Origin of the sequence: Pseudomonas marincola (assembly GCF_900682675.2) — a bacterium.
Lineage (GTDB): Bacteria > Pseudomonadota > Gammaproteobacteria > Pseudomonadales > Pseudomonadaceae > Aquipseudomonas > Aquipseudomonas marincola.
The window spans coordinates 622,340-642,919 of the sequence record NZ_LR215729.2 but is presented as its reverse complement, the minus strand read 5'-3'; the positions used below and the strand labels follow the sequence as shown (position 1 = coordinate 642,919).

Annotated in this window: 17 protein-coding genes; 7 read left to right on the top strand and 10 right to left on the bottom strand. The window is 56.3% G+C overall.

Annotated elements, in window-relative coordinates; all coding sequences use genetic code 11:
- The first annotated feature begins 105 nt into the window (after nt 1-105).
- The 3 genes from PMYSY11_RS02790 (at nt 106) to PMYSY11_RS02780 (ending at nt 2,681) form a co-directional block, all read left to right on the top strand.
- Nucleotides 106-903 (top strand): transporter substrate-binding domain-containing protein, encoded by a 798-nt coding sequence (locus PMYSY11_RS02790; protein WP_069902556.1) that lies wholly within the window; start codon nt 106-108, stop codon nt 901-903.
- Between the two features lie 148 nt (nt 904-1,051).
- Complete coding sequence (locus PMYSY11_RS02785; protein ID WP_239655581.1) at nt 1,052-1,936, top strand: amino acid ABC transporter permease; 885 nt, start codon at nt 1,052-1,054, stop codon at nt 1,934-1,936.
- A gap of 19 nt (nt 1,937-1,955) precedes the next feature.
- Nucleotides 1,956-2,681, top strand: coding sequence for an amino acid ABC transporter ATP-binding protein (locus PMYSY11_RS02780; RefSeq protein WP_172970705.1), 726 nt, complete (start codon nt 1,956-1,958; stop codon nt 2,679-2,681).
- 117 nt (nt 2,682-2,798) lie between these two features.
- On the opposite strand, the gene PMYSY11_RS02775 is transcribed toward PMYSY11_RS02780, so the two are convergent.
- Genes PMYSY11_RS02775 through PMYSY11_RS02765 form a run of 3 tightly spaced genes read right to left on the bottom strand, consistent with a single transcriptional unit; the run spans nt 2,799 to nt 5,394 of the window.
- Nucleotides 2,799-2,939, bottom strand: a complete 141-nt coding sequence (locus PMYSY11_RS02775; RefSeq protein ID WP_150548263.1) for a DUF2474 domain-containing protein — start codon at nt 2,937-2,939, stop codon at nt 2,799-2,801.
- Nucleotides 2,940-2,950: 11 nt separating this feature from the next.
- Nucleotides 2,951-3,958: a cytochrome d ubiquinol oxidase subunit II gene (cydB, locus tag PMYSY11_RS02770; protein WP_069902553.1), complete on the bottom strand. Its 1,008-nt coding sequence runs from the start codon at nt 3,956-3,958 to the stop codon at nt 2,951-2,953.
- Between the two features lie 2 nt (nt 3,959-3,960).
- Nucleotides 3,961-5,394: a cytochrome ubiquinol oxidase subunit I gene (locus tag PMYSY11_RS02765; protein ID WP_150548262.1), complete on the bottom strand. Its 1,434-nt coding sequence runs from the start codon at nt 5,392-5,394 to the stop codon at nt 3,961-3,963.
- A 267-nt stretch (nt 5,395-5,661) separates the two neighbouring features.
- Here PMYSY11_RS02765 and PMYSY11_RS02760 point away from each other — a divergent pair, with 267 nt between their 5' ends.
- Nucleotides 5,662-6,921 carry an MFS transporter gene (locus PMYSY11_RS02760; RefSeq protein WP_150548261.1) on the top strand — a complete coding sequence of 420 codons (1,260 nt, stop codon included), beginning with the start codon at nt 5,662-5,664 and terminating at the stop codon, nt 6,919-6,921.
- Nucleotides 6,922-6,927: 6 nt separating this feature from the next.
- Here PMYSY11_RS02760 and PMYSY11_RS02755 read toward each other — a convergent pair whose 3' ends face one another.
- Complete coding sequence (locus PMYSY11_RS02755) at nt 6,928-7,482, bottom strand: DJ-1 family glyoxalase III (protein WP_150548260.1); 555 nt, start codon at nt 7,480-7,482, stop codon at nt 6,928-6,930.
- Nucleotides 7,483-7,661: 179 nt separating this feature from the next.
- Between PMYSY11_RS02755 and PMYSY11_RS02750 the strand changes: the two genes are divergently transcribed.
- Nucleotides 7,662-8,957 (top strand): NCS2 family permease, encoded by a 1,296-nt coding sequence (locus PMYSY11_RS02750; protein ID WP_150548259.1) that lies wholly within the window; start codon nt 7,662-7,664, stop codon nt 8,955-8,957.
- Between the two features lie 78 nt (nt 8,958-9,035).
- Nucleotides 9,036-10,130 (top strand): tRNA (uridine(54)-C5)-methyltransferase TrmA, encoded by a 1,095-nt coding sequence (trmA, locus tag PMYSY11_RS02745; protein ID WP_150548258.1) that lies wholly within the window; start codon nt 9,036-9,038, stop codon nt 10,128-10,130.
- On the opposite strand, the gene PMYSY11_RS02740 is transcribed toward trmA, so the two are convergent.
- The 4 genes from PMYSY11_RS02740 to PMYSY11_RS02725 form a co-directional block, all read right to left on the bottom strand.
- Nucleotides 10,098-11,309 (bottom strand): EAL domain-containing response regulator, encoded by a 1,212-nt coding sequence (locus PMYSY11_RS02740; protein ID WP_150548257.1) that lies wholly within the window; start codon nt 11,307-11,309, stop codon nt 10,098-10,100. The genes trmA and PMYSY11_RS02740 overlap by 33 nt on opposite strands.
- A gap of 142 nt (nt 11,310-11,451) precedes the next feature.
- Entirely contained in the window at nt 11,452-15,084 is a 3,633-nt protein-coding gene (locus PMYSY11_RS02735; protein ID WP_150548256.1) for a transporter substrate-binding domain-containing protein, read from the bottom strand.
- An 8-nt stretch (nt 15,085-15,092) separates the two neighbouring features.
- Nucleotides 15,093-15,719 carry a response regulator transcription factor gene (locus PMYSY11_RS02730; RefSeq protein WP_069902545.1) on the bottom strand — a complete coding sequence of 209 codons (627 nt, stop codon included), beginning with the start codon at nt 15,717-15,719 and terminating at the stop codon, nt 15,093-15,095.
- Between the two features lie 190 nt (nt 15,720-15,909).
- A complete protein-coding gene (locus PMYSY11_RS02725; protein ID WP_069902544.1) occupies nt 15,910-17,121 on the bottom strand; it encodes an EAL domain-containing response regulator in 1,212 nt (403 codons plus the stop codon).
- A 207-nt stretch (nt 17,122-17,328) separates the two neighbouring features.
- Between PMYSY11_RS02725 and ypfJ the strand changes: the two genes are divergently transcribed.
- Nucleotides 17,329-18,192 (top strand): KPN_02809 family neutral zinc metallopeptidase, encoded by an 864-nt coding sequence (ypfJ, locus tag PMYSY11_RS02720; protein WP_150548255.1) that lies wholly within the window; start codon nt 17,329-17,331, stop codon nt 18,190-18,192.
- 52 nt (nt 18,193-18,244) lie between these two features.
- On the opposite strand, the gene PMYSY11_RS02715 is transcribed toward ypfJ, so the two are convergent.
- Complete coding sequence (locus PMYSY11_RS02715; protein WP_150548254.1) at nt 18,245-19,138, bottom strand: PA4780 family RIO1-like protein kinase; 894 nt, start codon at nt 19,136-19,138, stop codon at nt 18,245-18,247.
- 228 nt (nt 19,139-19,366) lie between these two features.
- The gene (locus PMYSY11_RS02710) at nt 19,367-20,569 is read right to left on the bottom strand and encodes an HD domain-containing phosphohydrolase (RefSeq protein WP_150548253.1); all 1,203 of its coding nucleotides are present in this window, start codon (nt 20,567-20,569) and stop codon (nt 19,367-19,369) included.
- Nucleotides 20,570-20,580 lie beyond the last annotated feature (11 nt).

Below are 20,580 nucleotides of genomic sequence, written 5' to 3'. Positions count from 1 at the left end.
CTTTTTAATTAGAAGCCGAAACTGCTATAACAAACGTCACCTAGTCGTAGGTGCATGAAAATAAATAAAGATAGCCAACGCGCTATTCACAATAAGGGGCTCACAATGCGCAAGCTTTTTACCGGTCTGGCAATTACCGCCAGCTTGTTAGGCGCTTCACTGACAGCACAGGCAGGCCCTGTTCTTGATGAAATCGTAAAATCCGGGGAACTCAAGGTTTGCTTCGACGCAGGCTACATGCCCTTCGAAATGAAGAGCAAAGCCGGCCAGTTCATCGGTTTCGACATCGATGTTGGCAAGTTGCTGGCCAAGCAGATGGGCGTTAAGTATGTTCCGGTCAACACCGCATGGGACGGCATCATTCCGACCCTGCTGACTGGCAAGTGCAACATGATTAACGCGGGCATGACCATCAACACCCAGCGCAACATGCGCGTAAACTTCTCGGACCCGTACATCGTTATCGGTCAGAGCATCCTGTTGAGCCCCAAGCTCAAAGGCAAGATCAAAGACTACAAAGATCTGAACGACCCGCAATACACCATCACCACCAAGCTTGGCACCACTGGCGAGCAAGCCATCAAGCGTCTGCTCAGCAAAGCCAAGATCAACGTCTTCGAAACCCAGTCCGACGCCGTACTTGAAGTCACCAACGGCAAAGCCGATGCCTTCATCTACGACCTGCCGTTCAACGCGATCTACACCGCTCAGAACAAAGACAAAGTGGTTCACCTCGATCAGCCGTTCACCTACGAGCCACTGGGCTGGGCTGTTGCCCAGGGTGACCCGGAAATGCTCAACGTGCTGAACAACTTCCTGCGTCAGATCAAGGGTGAAGGCACCTACGATCGCCTGTACGCGAAGTGGTTCCAGAGCGACACCTGGCTCGATCAGGTTCAGTAAGACCCTCAGGCCAGACTCACCCTCTGGCCTGATTTCTATCCGCAGTATTGCGTAGACCGTAAAGACTTATTTTCAGGAGGTCACTTTGTTGACCAGTCCACGACGCTGGCTTTGGCACGGCTTATCAGTGCTTATCATCGCAGGCCTGATGGGCTCGCTGTACATCGCCTCAAAGCAAATCAACTACAGCTGGCAATGGGGGCGCGTTCTCCCCTACATCGTCAACACCGCTCCTCTCGATCTACGCGCAAGTGGCAATGGCACTGTTAGCCAGGTAACCGAAAGCGCCATCACCGTAACGCTGGATGACGGTGGCAAGAATCAGGTATTCAAGGATTATGACCAGGCGGTTGCCGTTCAGGGTGACCTGGTATTTGAAGGCGACGTTATTGCCCGCACCACACAATGGCGCGCCGGCCCGCTGCTCAACGGCTTGTGGGTAACACTCAAGATTTCGCTGATCTCGTTATTCTTCGCGACGCTTCTGGGCCTGGCTGCCGGCCTGATGCGCGTGTCGAGCAACCCGGCTTGCCAGAATCTGTCATTCATCTATATCGGGCTGATTCGCGGCACACCGCTGCTGGTACAGATTTTCATCATGTACTTCTTCGTGGGCACCATGCTCAACCTCGACCGTTTTTCGGCGGGTGTAATGGCGCTGTCGATCTTCACCGGCGCCTATATTGCCGAGATTGTCCGCTCGGGCATCCAGTCGATTTCACCCGGCCAGATGGAAGCAGCCCGCTCGTTGGGCATGACCTACACCAAGGCCATGACCCATGTGATTCTGCCGCAGGCTTTCAAACGCACACTGCCGCCCATGGCTGGCCAGTTGATCAACCTGATCAAGGACTCGTCGCTGGTTTCGGTGATCGCGATTACCGATCTGACCAAAGCAGGACGCGAGGCCATCAGCGGCAACTTTGCCACGTTCGAGGTATGGATTACCGTGGCCGGCTTGTACCTGATTCTGACTACCCTGCTGTCCTGGATCATTGGACGCATTGAAAAGAGGCTCTCCGCCAGTGACTGAAGCCTATACCGGCAAAGACATGATCATTGCCACCAACGTCAACAAGATCTACGCCAACGGCTGCCATGCACTAAAGAACGTCAGCGCGACCATTTCTCGCGGCGAAGTGGTGGTCATTATCGGGCCATCCGGCTCGGGCAAGTCGACCTTCCTCAGAGCGCTCAATCAGCTTGAGCAGATCAATAACGGCGACATCGTGATCGATGGCATCAACATGTATGCCTCGGGCACCAACATCAACAAACTGCGTGAGCGGGTTGGCATGGTGTTTCAGTCGTTCAACCTGTTTCCGCACAAAACGGTTAAAGGCAACGTGATGCTGGCTCCGGTCAAAGTAGCAGGCCGTGACCCTAAACAAGCTGAGCAAGACGCCGAAAAACTGCTCAAGCGTGTAGGGCTTGGCGACAAACTCAATGTATACCCGGCGCAGCTTTCGGGCGGCCAGCAACAACGCGTGGCGATTGCCCGCGCGCTGGCGATGAATCCGGATGTCATGCTGTTTGACGAGCCAACCTCGGCGCTCGATCCGGAGATGGTCGGCGAGGTTCTTGACGTGATGAAGAGTCTGGCCAATGAAGGCATGACCATGGTCGTGGTGACCCACGAAATGGGCTTTGCCCGCGAAGTGGCAGATCGGGTGATGTTCATGGAAGACGGCGAGCTGCTGGTCAGCGATACGCCAGACAATATCTTCAGCAGCTCCAAGCACCCGCGTCTGGAGCAATTTCTCTCGAAACTGCTGTAGTGATGGCGTACATGTCGGTCTGAGTCGATGTGTCGAACCGTCGAACCATCGAACGCACAGAAAGCAAAAAGCCTGCAGAGATTGCAGGCTTTTTGCTTTGCGCGGCAGGAAACAGAATCAGGTCGTCATGCCCGCTGCGTTCATAAACCAGCGCAGCAGCAGCGATACCACGCCAAGCGCCAGAACGCTGCCTGCCCAAATCACGACCAGCCAAGCCAGACGCTTGGCCAGTGGTTTTTGCTGGTGAGAGTCATCCATTGTGCGAGCCCTCAATGATAGCCATCTTCAGCGGTGACTTTGCCGCGGAACACGTAGTAGCTCCAGGCCGTGTACATCAGGATGAACGGGATAATGAACAGTGCGCCGACCAGAATGAAGGCCTGACTTTGCGGTGGTGATGCAGCGTCCCAGATGGTCACGGACGGCGGAATGATATTCGGCCACAAGCTGATGCCCAGGCCGCTGTAGCCGAGGAAGATCAGCGTCAGGGTCAGCAGGAACGGCGCGTAGTTGGCGTTATTGCGCACCGCGCGCAGCAGCGCCCATGTGCACAAAACAACCAGCCCCGGCACCGGCAGGAACCAGAACAGGTTAGGCAGACTGAACCAGCGATGTGCAATTTCGGCGTGGGCCAGCGGCGTCCACAGGCTGACAATCCCGGTGACAGCCAGGACCACAAACACCAACGGGCGCGCCATATCGTGCATGTGCTGTTGCAAGCGACCTTCGGTTTTCATGATCAGCCAGGTGCAACCGAGCAAGGCATAAGCGGCAATCAGTGCGACGCCGCAGAACAGCGAGAACGGCGTCAGCCAATCCAGCGCAGCGCCCGCATACGTGCGGTTTACCACGGGAATACCGTCGATGTAGGCACCCAGCGTGACCCCCTGAAAGAAGGTGGCGGTCAGTGAGCCACCAATGAACGCCTTGTCCCAGATGTGCTGTTTGTCAGCCTTGGCCTTGAAGCGAAACTCAAAGGCCACACCGCGGAAAATCAGCCCGAGCAGCATGAAGATCAGCGGCAGATACAGCGCGTCCAGCACCACTGCGTAGGCTAACGGGAAGGCGCCGAATAATGCAGCGCCACCCAGCACCAGCCAGGTTTCGTTACCGTCCCAAACCGGTGCGACGGTATTCATCATCACATCGCGCTCACTCTTGTCCTTGATAAACGGGAAGAGAATGCCGATGCCCAGATCGAAACCATCCATGACCACATACATCATGACGCCGAAGGCGATGATGATGGCCCAGATCAGTGAAAGATCAATGCCCATGTTCAAGTCCTTTCAGTCTGAGAGTCGGTTGCATCCATGTCTTCGGATGCAGCTGACAGTGGCCGCGAGGGAGTGCGTTTCTGGCCGGGGCCGCCGTCGTTAGCCTGCGAGCCTTCACCCACAACCGGACCTTTACGCACCAGGCGCATCATGTAACCAAGACCTACGCCGAACAGCGCGAAGTAAACCACCACAAACAGAATCAGGGTCAGGCTCATGTGCCCAACGCTGTGGTCAGAAGCCGCATCAGCGGTGCGCATCAACCCGTAGACAACCCACGGCTGACGGCCGACTTCCGTGGTGAACCAACCGGCGAGAATGGCGATTAAACCGGATGGTCCCATCCACAGCGCCATGTTCAGGAACGCGCGATTTTCAAACAGCTTGCCACGCATGCGCAGCAACAGCGCCCAGCCACCCATCAAGATCATCAGCAGACCCAAGCCGACCATGATCCGGAAACTCCAGAATACGATGGTCGAATTTGGCCGGTCTTCTTTGGGAAACTCTTTGAGCGCCGGAACCTGCTTATCCAGACTGTGGGTCAGAATCAAACTGCCCAGCTTGGGGATTTCAACCTTGAAGCGGGTTTCCTCGCGCTCCATGTCCGGCCAGCCGAACAGGATCAATGGTGTGGCTTCACCCGGCGGGTTTTCCCAATGGCCTTCGATCGCCGCAATTTTCGCCGGTTGATGCTCCAGTGTATTGAGCCCGTGGAAATCACCGATGACCGCCTGAACAGGCGCCACGATCAGGGCCATCCACATCGCCATCGAGAGCATTTTGCGCACTGCCGGGTTGTCCCTCCCGCGCAACAAGTGCCAGGCAGCCGATGCCCCCACAAAGAACGCAGTTGCGAGGAATGCTGCGGTTGCCATGTGCAGCAGGCGGTAGGGGAATGACGGGTTGAAGATCACCGCCAGCCAGTCCACCGGGATCACCCGGCCATCGACAATTTCAAAGCCCTGCGGGGTTTGCATCCAGCTGTTGGAGGCGAGAATCCAGAACGTCGAGATCAGCGTGCCGACCGCCACCATCAGTGTTGAAAAGAAGTGCAGGCCCGGGCCTACGCGGTTCCAACCGAAGAGCATGACGCCAAGAAAGCCGGCTTCAAGGAAGAACGCGGTGAGCACTTCATAGGTCAGAAGCGGCCCGGTAACGGCCCCGGCGAAGTCGGAGAAGGCACTCCAATTGGTGCCGAACTGATACGCCATGACCAGACCGGAGACCACGCCCATGCCGAAGTTGACCGCAAAGATTTTCGACCAGAAATGGTAGAGATCACGGTAAACCGGCTGCTCGGTTTTCAGCCACAAGCCTTCGAGCACAGCCAGATAACTGGCCAGGCCAATGGTGATCGCGGGGAAGATAATATGAAACGAGATGGTGAAGGCGAACTGGATACGGGCCAGATCAATCGCCTCTAAGCCGAACATAGAGCATCCTCATAGGGTTCACCGAACCTGACAATGTACGACCAGGTTTACGGTTGAAACGTTCAGGCACGGCACGCAGTGCTGCGACGCTACACGGATAAAGCTAAGCAATGGGTGTAAAGCCACCCCGCGCAATGTTTTGACTTGTATCAATATGCATTAAAATAGTAGCGCTTTGTATCCGCGCACTTGCTGTGGTCTATTGTCGCGTAAGTCTAGACCAGCACCAGCGCTCCTCCCCCATCTAAACGCTTGAAGATGCCCTCAATGCCAAATCACGGCAAATTGCTCCTGCGCCAGCAAAAACCATTCATCGCTTTTTGGCTGGCGCGAGTCTGCACCGCCAGTGGCTTCCAGATGCTCACCGTGGCGATTGGCTGGCATATGTACCAGCTCACCGGCAATGTCCTCGACCTGGGCCTGGTAGGTCTGGTCGAGTTTTTGCCACGGGTGTTATTTATGCTGCACACCGGCCATGTTGCTGACCGATTTGACCGGCGCATGGTCGCGGCGCTGTGTCAGGCCGGGCAGGCGCTGATTGCTCTGAGTCTGGCGCTTGGCAGCAGCAGCGGCGATATAAGCCGTGAAATGATATTCGTGCTGGCGTTCTGCCTGGGCACTGCCCGCGCCTTTGAAATACCCGCCACCCAAGCATTGCTACCCAGTTTGGTGCCGGCAGCGCTATTCCCCGCAGCCGTTGCAGCGTCTGCTTCAGCCATGCAAACGGCGACCATTGCCGCCCCCGCACTGGGCGGTTTTCTGTATGCCTTGGGCAGTATTTGGGTGTATGCGCCCACCACGCTGATTTACGCCGTGGCCTGCGCCTTGATGCTCAGCCTGCCTGCACGGCAAACCGCGCTTAACAAACAGCCGGCTACGCTCAAATCACTGATGGCCGGAATCCAGTACATTCGCAGCCGCCGCGATATCTTCGGCGCAATCTCGCTCGACCTGTTTGCAGTGCTGCTGGGCGGAGCGACAGCGCTGCTGCCGGTGTTTGCCAAGGATATCTTGCTGACCGGCCCGTGGGGCTTGGGGCTGCTGCGTTCAGCACCAGCAGTCGGCGCCCTGCTGATGTCGTTCTGGCTGGCACGTTACCCGATCCAGCGCCAGGTTGGCCGTACCATGTTCACGGCGGTCGGGGTATTTGGTGTGGCCACCATTGCCTTTGGCTTATCGACTTCGTTCTGGTTCAGCCTGTTAGTTCTAGTGGTGCTGGGCGCTGCTGACATGATCAGCATGGTGATTCGCGGCGCGTTCGTGCAATTACATACGCCGGATGAAATGCGCGGACGGGTAAGCGCGGTCAACGGGCTGTTCATCGGTGCATCCAACCAACTCGGTGAGTTCGAGTCCGGGCTCACGGCCCACTGGTTCGGCACCGTACAAGCCGTGGTGCTGGGCGGTGTCGGCACGCTGCTGGTCACCGGCGTCTGGATCAAGTTGTTCCCGACTCTGGCGCAGCGTGACACCCTGGAGAAAACCGCCGCTGAACAGGCGGCCGATGATGCCCAGTCGCGGCCCTGAAAATGATTACTGAACCAACATGGCCTCGGCCACGCGCTTGCGCTGGCCTTTGCCGGCGACCTGCTCAACCAGTGTCAGGGCGAATTCCAACGCAGTACCTGGCCCTTGGCTGGTAATGCAGTTGCCGTCTACAACCACTGGCTGATCGACAAAACTGCAACCCGACAGGCGATCGCTGAACGCGGGGTAGCAGGTCATGCGGCGCTGGCGCAGCACACCGTATTGCTGCAAAGCGACGGCCGGTGCTGCACAAATCGCGGCAAATAATCGCCCTTCCCTGGCCTGCTGACGCACGCGCTCGGCCAGCGGTTCATGGTCAGCAAGACGCTGGGCACCCGGCATGCCGCCTGGCAATACAATCAGGTCAAACGCCTGCGCCAGCACATCGACCAGCATGGCATCGGCCGTTAAGCGCGTGCCGTGCGCACAGGTGACCATGCGCCGCCCTTCAATACTGGCGACGACCACTTCGATGTCGGCGCGGCGAAGCACATCGATCAGGGTTACGCATTCAATGTCTTCAACGCCGTCAGCAATTGTAATTACGGCTCGATGAGTCATGCCCACTCCTTATATAGAACGTTGGCCGGGCGTCCGGTCATAAATTCACCAGCAGATGGCTTACTGGTATGATGCGCGCCTTTTTCCGAACCACCAGCAAAATCATGCACAACAGCGTGTATGTGCTTTGCTTTCGGTCAGGATATTCAAGGCGTCGGTGACGCCACGGGGAGCCCAGTATGCTGGAAAGATTGTTCCAACTTAACGCACATAACACTACTGTACGCACAGAAGTGCTGGCAGGCCTGACAACCTTCCTGACGATGGCTTATATCCTCTTCGTCAACCCGAGCATTCTCGGCGAAACCGGCATGGATAAAGGCGCAGTGTTTGTCGCGACCTGTCTGGCAGCGGCTATCGGTTCGGCCATCATGGGCTTTATTGCCAACTACCCGATCGCTCTAGCGCCGGGCATGGGCCTCAACGCCTTCTTCACCTACACCGTGGTGCTGCACATGGGCCACACCTGGCAGGTGGCTCTGGGCGCGGTATTCCTTTCAGCCTGCATGTTCTTTCTGCTGTCGATCTTCCGTATCCGCGAGTGGATCATCAACAGCATTCCGTTGGCACTGCGTTCGGCAATTGCCGCGGGTATTGGTTTATTCCTGTCCCTGATCGCACTCAAGGAATCCGGTATTGTCGTGGCTAATCCGGCCACATTGGTGGGCATGGGTGATCTGGGCAAACCCGAGCCGCTGCTGGCGATTCTGGGTTTCTTCGTCATCGTCGCCCTTGAGGCGCGCAAAGTTACCGGTGCCGTGCTGATCGGCATTCTGATCACCACTGGCATCGGCATCGCGATGGGTGTTTCGCAGTTCGGCGGTTTTGTCTCGATGCCACCGTCGCTGATGCCAACGTTCATGCAGCTCGACGTTATGGGCGCGCTGGATATCGGTTTGGTGAGCGTGGTATTCGCCTTCCTGTTTGTCGACCTGTTCGATAACTCGGGCACCCTGATCGCCGTCGCGAAGAAAGCCGGGCTGATGCGCGCCGACGGTTACATGCCGAAAATGGGCCGCGCGCTGATCGCGGACAGCAGCGCGGCGATGGTCGGCTCGGTACTCGGCACGTCTACCACCACCAGTTATATTGAGTCTGCCGCCGGCGTAAGTGCCGGAGGCCGTACTGGCCTGACTGCTGTCGTGGTCGCCCTGTTGTTCCTGCTGGCCCTGTTCTTCTCGCCATTGGCGGGCAGTATTCCGGCATTTGCCACCGCACCTGCGTTGTTTTTCGTAGCCGTGCTGATGACCGCTGGTCTGGCTGAAATCGACTGGAACGACCTGACCGTCGCCGCACCAGTTCTGGTCACGGCTCTGGCCATGCCGCTGACGTTCTCGATTGCCAACGGCATCGCGTTTGGTTTTATCGCCTGGGCAGGTATCAAGCTGCTGGCCGGCCGCTGGCGCGAACTGAACCCGGCACTGGTTATTCTGGCCGTGTTGTTCGTCATGAAGCTGGGTTGGTTCAACGCCTGATCCAATTATCACAGCCACTTTATTATCGCCGCGGCTCAGTGATGACTTTCACTGAGCCGCAACAGCAAAGAGTTTGCCATGAGCGCGCCACAATTCGACCCAGCGGTTTACGCCACTCAGCTGGAAGAGAAGAAGCAACGACTGATCGACCTGCTCGCCCCTTTTGGTGCACCTGAGCCGCAAGTATTCGATTCCGCCCGTGAACATTACCGGCTGCGCGCCGAGTTCCGTCTGTGGCGCGAAGGTGAAGACCGTCACTACGCGATGTTCGCGCAGGGAGACAAGCACACGCCTATTTTGCTGGAAGATTTCCCCATCGCCAGCCGCCGCATCAATCAACTGATGCCGCGACTCAAAGCAGCCTGGCACGGCAGCAAGGTGTTGGGTTTCAAGCTGTTCCAGGCTGAGTTCCTGACCACATTGGCGGATGATGCGCTGATCACTCTGTGCTATCACCGGCCTCTGGATGAAGAGTGGCAAGCCGAGGCTGAAAAGCTCGCGGCCGAGCTTCAGGTCAATATCGTCGGCCGCTCGCGGGGTAAGCGCATTGTCATTGGCCGCGACTTTGTCGAAGAGAAACTGACCGTTGCGGGCCGGGTTTTCACCTATCGCCAGCCGGAAGGCGCGTTTACCCAGCCCAACGGCGAGGTCAACCAGAAGATGCTCAACTGGGCATATGAAGCCCTTGGCGAGCGTCAGGATGACTTGCTGGAACTGTATTGCGGCAATGGCAACTTCACCCTGCCGTTGGCAACTCGGGTCCGTAAAGTGCTGGCGACCGAGATCAGCAAATCATCGGTGTACGCGGCATTGGCCAACCTTGCCGACAACGCGGTGGATAACGTCACGCTGGTGCGTTTATCTGCAGAAGAGCTGACCGAAGCGCTGAATGAGGTTCGCCCGTTCCGCCGCCTGGCTGGCATCGATCTCAAGAGCTATGAGTTTGGCAGTGTATTTGTCGATCCGCCGCGTGCCGGCATGGACCCCGACACCTGCGAACTGACCCGTCGCTTCGAACGTATTCTGTATATCTCGTGCAACCCGGAAACGCTGGCCGAGAACATTGCCCAACTCAGTGATACTCACGAGATCACGCGCTGCGCAATGTTTGACCAGTTTCCCTACACCCACCACATGGAATCAGGCGTACTGCTGACTCGCCGCAAGGCCTGACTCAACCAGCCAATCACGCAGCTCAAGTGTCGACATCGGCCCCGCGAACACTCGACCTTGAGCGGTGACATTGGCCATGCCCGCCAGCTGCGAACGCTGGCCCACGGAATCAACACCTTCAACCACGATGTCGATGCCCTGACTCGTCGCTTCACTAAGCACCAGATTATCCCGCGCCTTTTTCTGCACACTCTGCTGCTGAATCCGAACAGGGCCTGCATCGAGCCGGATCGCCGAAAAAGTCGAGGCGACATGCTTGTTCATCGCGGAGTAGCAGGCCTTGAAGCTGTCGATCGCCAGCCCACAGCCGAGATTATGTAACCGCACCAGATTCGCCTGTGAGCGGGTTGGGGCTTGCAGATAACAGTTTTCGCGGACCTCGAACATCAAGCCATCGGCTGGCAATTGATGCAAAGCGAGCGAAGCGGCAATGTATTTACACAGATCATCCGAGATCAACTGCGCGCTTGGCAGGCTCATGGCCAGTTTGACCTGATAACCATCCAGGCCAATCAGCTGTTGAGTGGACAACCCCTGGCGCAGCAACTGGATGAACAGATCATCGCCCAAGCCATAGGACTCAAGCAGCGGCAGGCAGTCACTTTCCTTGATAAAGCCGCGCTGCGGGTGCATCCAGCCCATAAACATTTTCAGCCCGCAGACCTGGCCGCTCTGCATGCACACGCGCGGCTGAAAGTAGGCGTTGAATTCCCCCGCTTGCAGGCCCTGCTCGACCTCTGCCTGAGTAGGCTTTTGCCGACGGACGATTTTGGCCACGCCTGCCGGCAATGTCTCGTCCTGCCCGTAGCGCTGGAGTAATGCCTTGAGGCTCTGGATAACCAGCGGCCTGCCAATTTCACCCAACAGATGAATGGAGGATGCGAATAACCGGGCTTGTTCCGGCGATGGGGCGCTATGGTCCTTGCCGCTGAACATGATCATCGCTGCAACGTTTCGAGCCTGAGCCATCTGCTGGATTACTGCACCGGTGTCGAGCCCCGGCAGATCCGGCTCGCAGATCACGATATCAAGCCTGCCAGCCTCAGCCAAAACAGCCATCGCCTCTTGCTCTGAGCTGGCCTGATGAATGCGCTCAACCCCGAGAGATTCAAGTGCATCCACGGTGTTGGAGCGCTGCAAATCTCGGTTATCAATGACCAGTACGCTGAGTTTAAACATGGCGAGGAGCTCCGAATCTGGGGTAAATCAACATAACCCCAGACTAACAACGCAGCGCCGCGAGACCGACTAGTGCGCACCCCTCACCATTGTCGGACTTGTCTAGCGGCGCTGTAGGACGCTTCACTGCGTATTCACTGGCCTAGTGGCTCTCCGGCCCGCAACTGGTTGCGCGTTTGCTGCGCAATACCCGGTCCAGTTCAATCATGGCCTGACGCAATTCCCGCGAGCGACTCTGCAAAATTGCCGCCTGCGGCTGCCTGCAGGCCGCTTCAAGCGCCTCGCAAGCGGCGATCAGAGGCAATGCACGAATCACCCGCGCGGCACCTTTAATGCGGTGAGCGAGGTCTGAAAGGCCCAGAGGTTCGAGCGTCTCGGACAACCCTTCAAGCACAGTTAGATCCTGGGCATTGCTGTTAATCAGTTCATCGAGCAGCCGTTCGACCAGCACGCTATTGCCGCCAGTGAGCTTATCCAGCGCCACCGCATCAAATAACCCACTGCTGGCATCAGCAATTGCGCCGGGCGGCGCGGGCACGCAACGTTGCAGGTGTGCGCCCAGCGCGGCGAGCTCGATGGGCTTGAAGATGCAATCATTCATACCCGCCTTGAGGCAGCGCTCGCGCTCCTCCTCCTGCGCATTGGCGGTGAAACCAAGAATCCAGGTGGCATAACGCTCGGTGCGCTGTTCTTCTTCACGTATCCGCCGGCTCAGGGTATAGCCGTCCATCACCGGCATGCGGCAATCCGTTATAACGATATCGAAGTAGTCCTGCTGCCAGGCCGAAAGCCCTTCGGCACCATTCACCGCCTGCGTTACGCGATGCCCCAGGAACTCCAGTTGCTGGCTGATCAGCATGCGATTGGCCGGATGATCGTCCACCACCAAGACATTGAGTATCGGCCTGGCAGACACCGGCGCATCCGCCACAGGTTCAGTTTCGGCCACGTGCAGTGGCTCCAACACCGGTAGGGTTAATTGCACCATCACCTGAGTGCCAAGGCCGACCGTGCTGCGCAATTGCAGGTTACCGCCCATCATTTCGCACAGGGTCCGGCTGATCAGCAAGCCTAGCCCTGCACCACTGCCGGTAATGCTGCCGGCGACCTGAGCAAATGGCTTGAACAGTTTTTCCTGATCCGCCTGCGAGATCCCCATCCCGGTATCAGCCACATAGACCCGCACTGTCACGTGCTGAGCAGAGCAGGCTTCAACATGGGCGCTGACGCTGACGGTGCCGGATTCGGTGAACTTGATGGCATTGCTGATCAAGTTGGACATGACCTGCTTGAACCGGATTGGGTCGATCAGCACATCCCGCTCATCAAGGCCCTCGGTATCAAACTCCATCAGCAGGTTTTTCTGGGTGGCCAGTCCGCCAAATACCCTGACGACCGACCCCACCAGATCGGCCAGATTGGCCCGTTCGGGCATCAGGCTCAGGCGCCCGGACTCGATTCTCGAAATATCCAGAATATCGCCGATCAATTGCAGTAATCCGCGCGCTGAATCGTGCGCGACCTCCAGTGATGAACGATCGAACTGGCCGCGATCCGCCCGTTTGATGGCAAGCTCCAGCATGCCGATGATGGCATTCATCGGCGTGCGAATTTCATGGCTCATGGTCGCCAGAAAGGTCGATTTGGTGCGGCTGGCCTCATCGGCCTGTTCCTTGGCGGCACGCAGTTCAACAACAAGTGCCTTGCGTTCACTGATGTCGATCCAGCCGCAAATGACTCCGCGCACAACGCCTTTGGAATCATTGAACGGCAAAATCCAGTGATAGATAGTGACGTTTTGCCCCTGAATAACCACCTGCCGATCACAGATAACCGGCTTACGCTCGTGCATCACCCGGTGGTAATCCTTCTCGACAGCGTCGGCATCGACATCCTGAACTTTCAGGTTCTCGAACACGGTTTTGCCCAACACCGCTTTGCGGGTGGTCGAGAACACCTGTAAGTAACTGTCGTTGCAGGTCAACATGCAGCAACGCCGGTCACGCACATAAATCGGATGAGGCGTGCCGTTGATCAGCACTTCCATGAACTGCAGCTGATCGCTCAGCGCCTGCTCTGCGCGGCGTCGCTGACTCACCTGTCGGCGGAGGTAGAAGTTCCACACAAACACTGCAAACAGGAACACCAGCGAAATGCCAACGGCCTGATAAATCAGGCGTTTGTAGTTGCGCCAAGAGGGCTCGATGATGAGTGCATTGGTGCGCCAGCGGTTACTCAGAATGCTCATCTGGTCCGGGGTAAACGACAGCAATGCCTGCTCCAGAATACCCAACAGTTCGGCATCCGCAGGGCGCACCGCAAATGCCGCCTTGGTCGGCGCAACGTCGAGCACGCCGCTGACTCGCAGATTGTCTTCAAACGATCTCGCGATGTAATAGCGGGCAATGTTCAGCGGGTGAATGGTTGCGTCTGCATAACCCTGCGCAACCAGCGTCAGGGTTTCTGGGACGCTTGCGGTTTCCAGTAACTTGATCTGTGGATAACGCTGCTTGATATAGGTTTTCAGCGCATGCCCACGTGGAATGGCCAGGGTTCTGCCGGCCATGTCTTCAAGGTGCATGACCCCTTTGAAGCTCTTGCGGGCCACCATCACCAGCGGCGAAATTAAATAGGGCCGGGTGAAACCGAATTTTTGTTTGCGTTCAGGCGTCAGCGAAAAGTCGGCAATTACATCCACCTTGCCGGATAACAGGGCTTGAGTTGCCTGATCGATATCCGAGAACTTGACCACCTGAATACCGATGATCGACTCCTCATCAATCATCGACAGCAAATCAGCGGTAATGCCGCGATAGTGACCGTTCTGATCAAAATAGGAAAAAGGCGCCAACTGATCATTCACTGCCACCTTGACGATGCGCCGTTCCTTTATCCAGTCGAGTTGTTCGTTCGACAACGAAGGCAAGTTGCTTTTGAGTATGCCGCCACCGCCCCACCGCTCGAAAATACTGTGGCGCTGTTCATCATCAATCACCGCCAAGGCTTTATTGACCACATGCAGCAAGCTTTTGTTATCGGCCCTGACGGCAAACACAAAGCCCCAGGAACCCTTGCCGGAAATTCGCGAGGCGCGCAGGTCATTGGGGAAGTAGCGATTGATCAGATATCGACCTGCCGTAACATCACTGAGCATGGCATCTGCCTGACCGAACACGACCGCCGCCACGGCAGTCATTGAAGAGGTGAACGGCACAGGAATCGCGTCGGGATAACGTTTAGCGACATCCGCTTGGTTCAGATACAAGGTGCTGAACGCCAAGCGCTTGCCACGCAAATCGCCGGAGGCCGGGGACGTCTCACCGATACGCTGCAATAACACCGGCCAATCCGGCGTGTACTTGATGCTGGCGCTGACATCACTGCCGCCCAATTCTCGCTCACTTGAAGTGCCGAGCAGGTCGATAGTGCCATTACGCAGCGCCTCCAACGCATCAGCACGGCTCTCAAACCGGCGCACATCGACGTTGACCGCCAGCCCCTGGGCGATCAGCCCCATGAAGTCGGCGGTGACACCTTCGTAATCCTCACCACTCGAACTGATATCGAAGGGTGGATAATCTGGCGCCGAAGTGCCTAAGACCAGCGTGTTTTTTTCCCGCAGCCACTGTTGCTCTTCAAGGGTAAATACCGGAGAGCCATGCACCGACGCAGAACGGCTGAAAAGCTGCAGCGCCGTACTGGAATCAGCACTCGCAGTGAGGCTGCATAGCGTTAAAAGCCAGGCAAATACACTGCGAAGTAAGACACCGTTCATCCTATCTCTCAGACCAGCGCATTGCGTTTGGCCAACTCGATCAGCTCAACCAGATTTCCGGTATTGAGCTTTTCATGCAGACGGGTTTTATAGGTGCTGATGGTCTTGTTGCTCAGCAGCATGCTCTCTGCGATTTGCTTGTTGGTGAGGCCACGGGCGAGTTGCTCCAGCACCATCAACTCGCGGTCGGACAAACGCGTGATGCGCTCATGCTCATCCATGTGCACCTCTTTGCCCCGAACCGATTTAATAAATTGCGCCGGGAAGTAGGTGTAACCCGCCTGAATGGCTTTTACCGCATTGAGCAATTCCGCCAGTTTCTCTTCCTTGCAGACGAACCCGGACGCACCTGCCTGCATGCAACGGGCACTGAAGAAGTTGGCTGACTGCGATGTGAGCACCAGAATATGGATGGGTAAACCGGACAGTTTCAGGCGCGATATGACCTCAAAACCATCGAGCCGCGGAATACTGATATCCAGAATAATAATGTCAGGTCTCAACTCCTTGGCCATTTGCACGGCATCCACGCCGTTATCGGTCTCCCCGGTTACGCTCAGGCCGTGTTTTTCCAGGAGCATCCTGACTGCCATACGTACAACAGGATGGTCATCAACAATTAAGACTTTACCCACGACTAAGCTCCATTAATTTGCGCAAACTATTCAGCATTACTTGGTATATCGACAGCTATCGGATTGTTACGCAGCTTAATTTATGACAAATAATTTATATCGCTTCAAAACCATACTTTATATCTGGCAAAGACAAACCAACGCACTCAGATACAATTGATCACAAGTGACGAGTGTTCAGCCCCAAGCACTATATATATTTATTGAATCCCAAACCTTTAACACTAACTAACGACCAGTTATTAATAACCAACTGTTCCGCAGGCATGGGTTTTCCATACAAATAACCTTGAACCAAGTCACAGCCCATCTCAAACAACAACTCTTGCTGCTGCAGTGTTTCAACACCCCCGGCCACCAGCGATATATTCAAAGAGCGCGCCAGTGCGACAGCGCTGCTGATCATTGACATATTGCTGGAGTGACGGCGACGCGAGAGAAGAAACGAGGTATCCAGCTTCACTTGGCTGAACGGGATTTCGAATAGATTCAACAGCGATGAGTAGCCAACCCTGAACCCTTCCATTGCCAGGCCGCAGCCCATAAGCCGCAGGCGTATGAGGTTTTCCAAGCCACGATCAGGAACCTCTGAACTGCCCAAATCGCTTATTTCAAAGATCAATCCGTTAAGCGGAAGCTGGCAAGCACAGACCAAATCTTTTATTTGATCGACCAGATAACTAGAGCCCAACTGCTGAGCAGGTAAATTGAATGACAACTCAATATGTCGGTTATTAGCTTGCAACGATTGCTGCAAACTCAAACCTTGCTTGATTATCACCCAGAACAACTCATCAAGCAGGTCATTGTCCTCAATTAGCGGCAAAAATTGCTGAGCGGAAATAAGCCCATGAATCGGATGCTGCCAACGCGCTAATACTTCCGCGCCCTTAACCTCGCCGGTTTTAAGGCTTACCTTGGGCTGATAAAACGCCTTGAACTGCCCAACATGCAATCCTTTAATAACTTCATCAACTGTGAGCGGGATCGCATTTGATAAATCGTCAACAACAGGGCCGGCATTATCAAAGCGTCCTAATAATGCTTCGAGTTGTTCGAAACTAAAGGGATGGCTCAAGTCACCCAACAGATTAAGGCCGAACGCATCGATAATACTGACAACCGCATTGCGCAGGCTGGCATCGACTTCGCAGCTCAAAATGAGGGAGTTGATCAGACCGGACTCGGCTGCATGCCGAAGAAATACCAGGCCGTCCATCTCAGGCATGCGCAAATCGCAAATGACGATATCGACACCACCGGCCTCCCTCAAAAGCGTCAGCGCCGAAGCACCGTCACGCGTTTCAAGCACCTCACAGACTCCGGCCTTTTTCAGCGCGGCAACCGTAACCGCGCGCTGAAATGCATGGTCCTCGATGACGAGAACAGATAAAGAAGCCATGAGATACCTAAGATGAGAGCGAAAGAATAGATTTTCCGAATCCTCATCGAACAAAACTACAAGTAGATACTGGCATGCCTGTAGGAGCATTCTGGTCTAACAGGTGATGTTCACAGTTTCACGCGCCAGATTGATAGACGACCGGACTGGCGCAATGCTATTGCACAGACAAGAATGAATGCCTAACAAGGCACTGGGAGCCACGACATGCGCTGGGAAAGAGGACGACGCAGTGACAACGTTGTAGACGCACGCTCGGGCGGTGGTCGACGGGTTGGCCGGTTGAGCCTGGGCGGGATTGCAGCAGTGGTCGTGATCGGCTTGTTAATGGGCCAGGACCCGCTGCAAATTCTCGGGCAACTGGCCGGTCAGGCAGTTCAGCCCGGCGCACCCAGCAGCCAGCAAAGCAGTGAACCGGCAGCCAACGATCAGCAATCGGAATTCGTGCGCGCCATTCTTGGCGACACCGAAGACACCTGGGGAGAAATTTTCCAGAATGCCGGTCAGCAGTACCGGGACCCCAAACTGGTACTTTTCCGCGGGCAGGTTCGCTCGGCCTGTGGCGTTGCCAGTTCGGCAGTAGGCCCGTTCTATTGTCCCGGCGATCAGCAGGTCTACCTTGATCTCGACTTCTTCAACGAGCTTGAGCAACGTTTCTCGGCCGCCGGCGACTTTGCTCAGGCTTATGTGATCGCCCATGAAGTTGGCCATCACGTGCAAACCCTGCTCGGCGTTTCCGCGAAAGTAGATGCGGCGCGTCAGCGCGGCCAGAAGATGGAAGGCGACAACGGTCTTCTGGTTCGCCAGGAATTGCAGGCCGATTGCCTGGCTGGCGTGTGGGCCAACAGCGCTCAGCGTCGCCTCGACTGGCTGGAAGATGGCGATCTTGAAGAGGCGCTGAATGCGGCCAACGCGATCGGTGATGACCGTCTGCAGAAGCAAACACGCGGCCAGGTCGTACCGGACTCATTCACTCACGGCACGTCCGCGCAACGCATGCGCTGGTTCAAGGCGGGGTTCGACAACGGCAACCTGAGCAGTTGCGACACCTTTAATACCGCGCGCCTTTAAGCCAAAACCAACAGGCCCCCGATATTGCTAGCGGGGGCCTGTTGTTGCTTGCTTACTGCATCCAGGGCGGAGGCGGAGGCGGAGGCTCATCGGTGCTGTCGTCATCGGCATTGAGCAATGCCTGACGACGGGCTTCCTCGGCCAGCGCGGCCTTGATTTCACGCATCACGGCATCAACATCTGCCGAATCTTCCGGGTCGTCGAATTCACCTGTCAGCACGCTGTCCGGGGTGAGTTCACCGGCTTCATAGAGTGCCCACATTTCCTTGGCGAACTTGCTGTAGCGCAACTCCGGGGCAAATTGGCCGAAGTACGCGGCCATGTTGCCGACATCACGCTCCAGCATCTTGAACGCGTGGTTATTGCCCGCTGCATCGACGGCCTGCGGCAAGTCGATAATCACCGGGCCTTCGGGGCCAAGCAGTACATTGAACTCCGACAAGTCGCCGTGAACCAGCCCGGCGCAAAGCATTTTGACGATTTCCTGAATCATAAACGCGTGGAATTCGCGGGCATCTTCGGGCAACAAGTCGACGTCATTCAAGCGCGGCGCCACACCGCCCTCGCCGTCAGTCACCAGCTCCATCAACAGCACACCCTCGAGAAAATCGTAGGGTTTGGGCACGCGCACATTGGCGTTGGCCAGTCGGAACAGAGCACCGACCTCGGCATTCTGCCAGGCGTCTTCCTGACCTTTGCGGCCATATTTAGAGCCCTTGGCCATCGCCCGCGCATCGCGGGAGTTACGCACCTTGCGGCCTTCCTGATATTCCGCGGCCTGACGAAAGCCACGCTTGTTGGCTTCCTTGTAGACCTTGGCGCAACGCAACTCTTGACCACACCGGACCACATAAACTGCCGCTTCCTTGCCACTCATAAGCGGGCGTATCACCTCGTCGACAAGACCATCCTCGACCAAGGGTTCAATACGTTTTGGCGTCTTCATCAGTTTTTCTTAAGGGTCCTGTATGGCCTGAATTGTCGTTAGCGTGTTATTCGCGTATCTGATGGCAAAACACTTTGCTTTTCAAGGGCCTCTTATACGGCAATCGAGACGTAGCGCCCACCCTGACAGAATGATTAGTCCCTCCGAGCCTGATTCCAGAGCCTTGAAATATGCGGAAATAAGCAACAAAGGCCGCACAACGTGCAGCCTTGCGACACGCCAATGGGTTTATTTCAGCGCGCTGGGATCGCTCTGGGGCAAACCCAGTTCAATAGGCTCACCAAGCGAGTCATTCAGGCGCTGTAATTCATAGCGTATGGCTTCGGCGTCGTCGGCCAGCTCCAGGGCAATACTGGCAAATTCATCGGAGACCTCGATAAAGGCCAGCACCACCGAGGGGTCAAAAATGTGCCCGCTGCTGTTGGTGATTTGTGCAGTCGCCTGAGCGTGGCTGACGACTTGGCGGTAGGGATGCCGGCTGGTCAGGTCTTCATACGCATCGACCAACGCCATCAAACGTGCGGACAGTGGAATTTGTACGCCGCGCAACCCTTGTGGATAACCGCTGCCGTCCCAGTGTTCGTGCTGGCTGTAGACGATGTGCTTGGCATCGGTGAGAAAGGTAATCTGGCTGCCCAGCTTCGCTTCTGCCGCCTCCAGTGCCGCGCGACCGGCTTCGGTATGCTGATGCAGGAGCCTGAGGTCGTCGTCCAAAGCCTGCTGCGGGGCGAGCAGCAAACGGTCTGGCAACACCAACTTACCGATGCCATGCAGCAAGGCAGATTTGCCCAGTCGTTCAATGGCCTCCTCGCTCATTTCGTCTTCCAGGCCAGGTTGTTGGCGCACCAGGGCTTTGGCCAGCACGCGCATGAAGCGCTCAACCCGCGCCAGGTGATTACCGCGCGGGTTATCGCGCATCGCCGCCAGATTGGCCAGCGTTTCAATCGTCACCTGTTGCAACTGCTCCAGTTCGCGGGTGCGGCGGCGTACGGCAAGCTCGAGGTATTCGTTGCGGTCACGTTGAAAATCCGCATTCAGCTTGAGTTGCAGGTGGGCATTGATACGCGACAGTATCAACGCAGGGCTTATCGGCTTGGTGAAGTAATCAACGGCGCCCAGATCGAAGCCCTTTTGCTCATCGGCTTCATCGCTTTTTGCAGTGAGAAATATGACCGGAATATTGGCAGTTTGCGGATCGGTCTTGAGTTGGCGACACACTTCATAGCCATCCATACCCGGCATCATGATGTCGAGCAGGATCAAATCCGGAGCAACGCTACCGGCGGCGATTCTCAGGGCATTTTCACCGCTGGTGGCGACCTTGAGGCGATAATGATCGAACAGCAGTTCGCTCATCAATTGCAGGTTTTCGGCGGTATCATCGACCAGCAGAATCAACGGTTGGTCGGGTTGCTCAAGCATATCGCGCATTGCAAAACTCC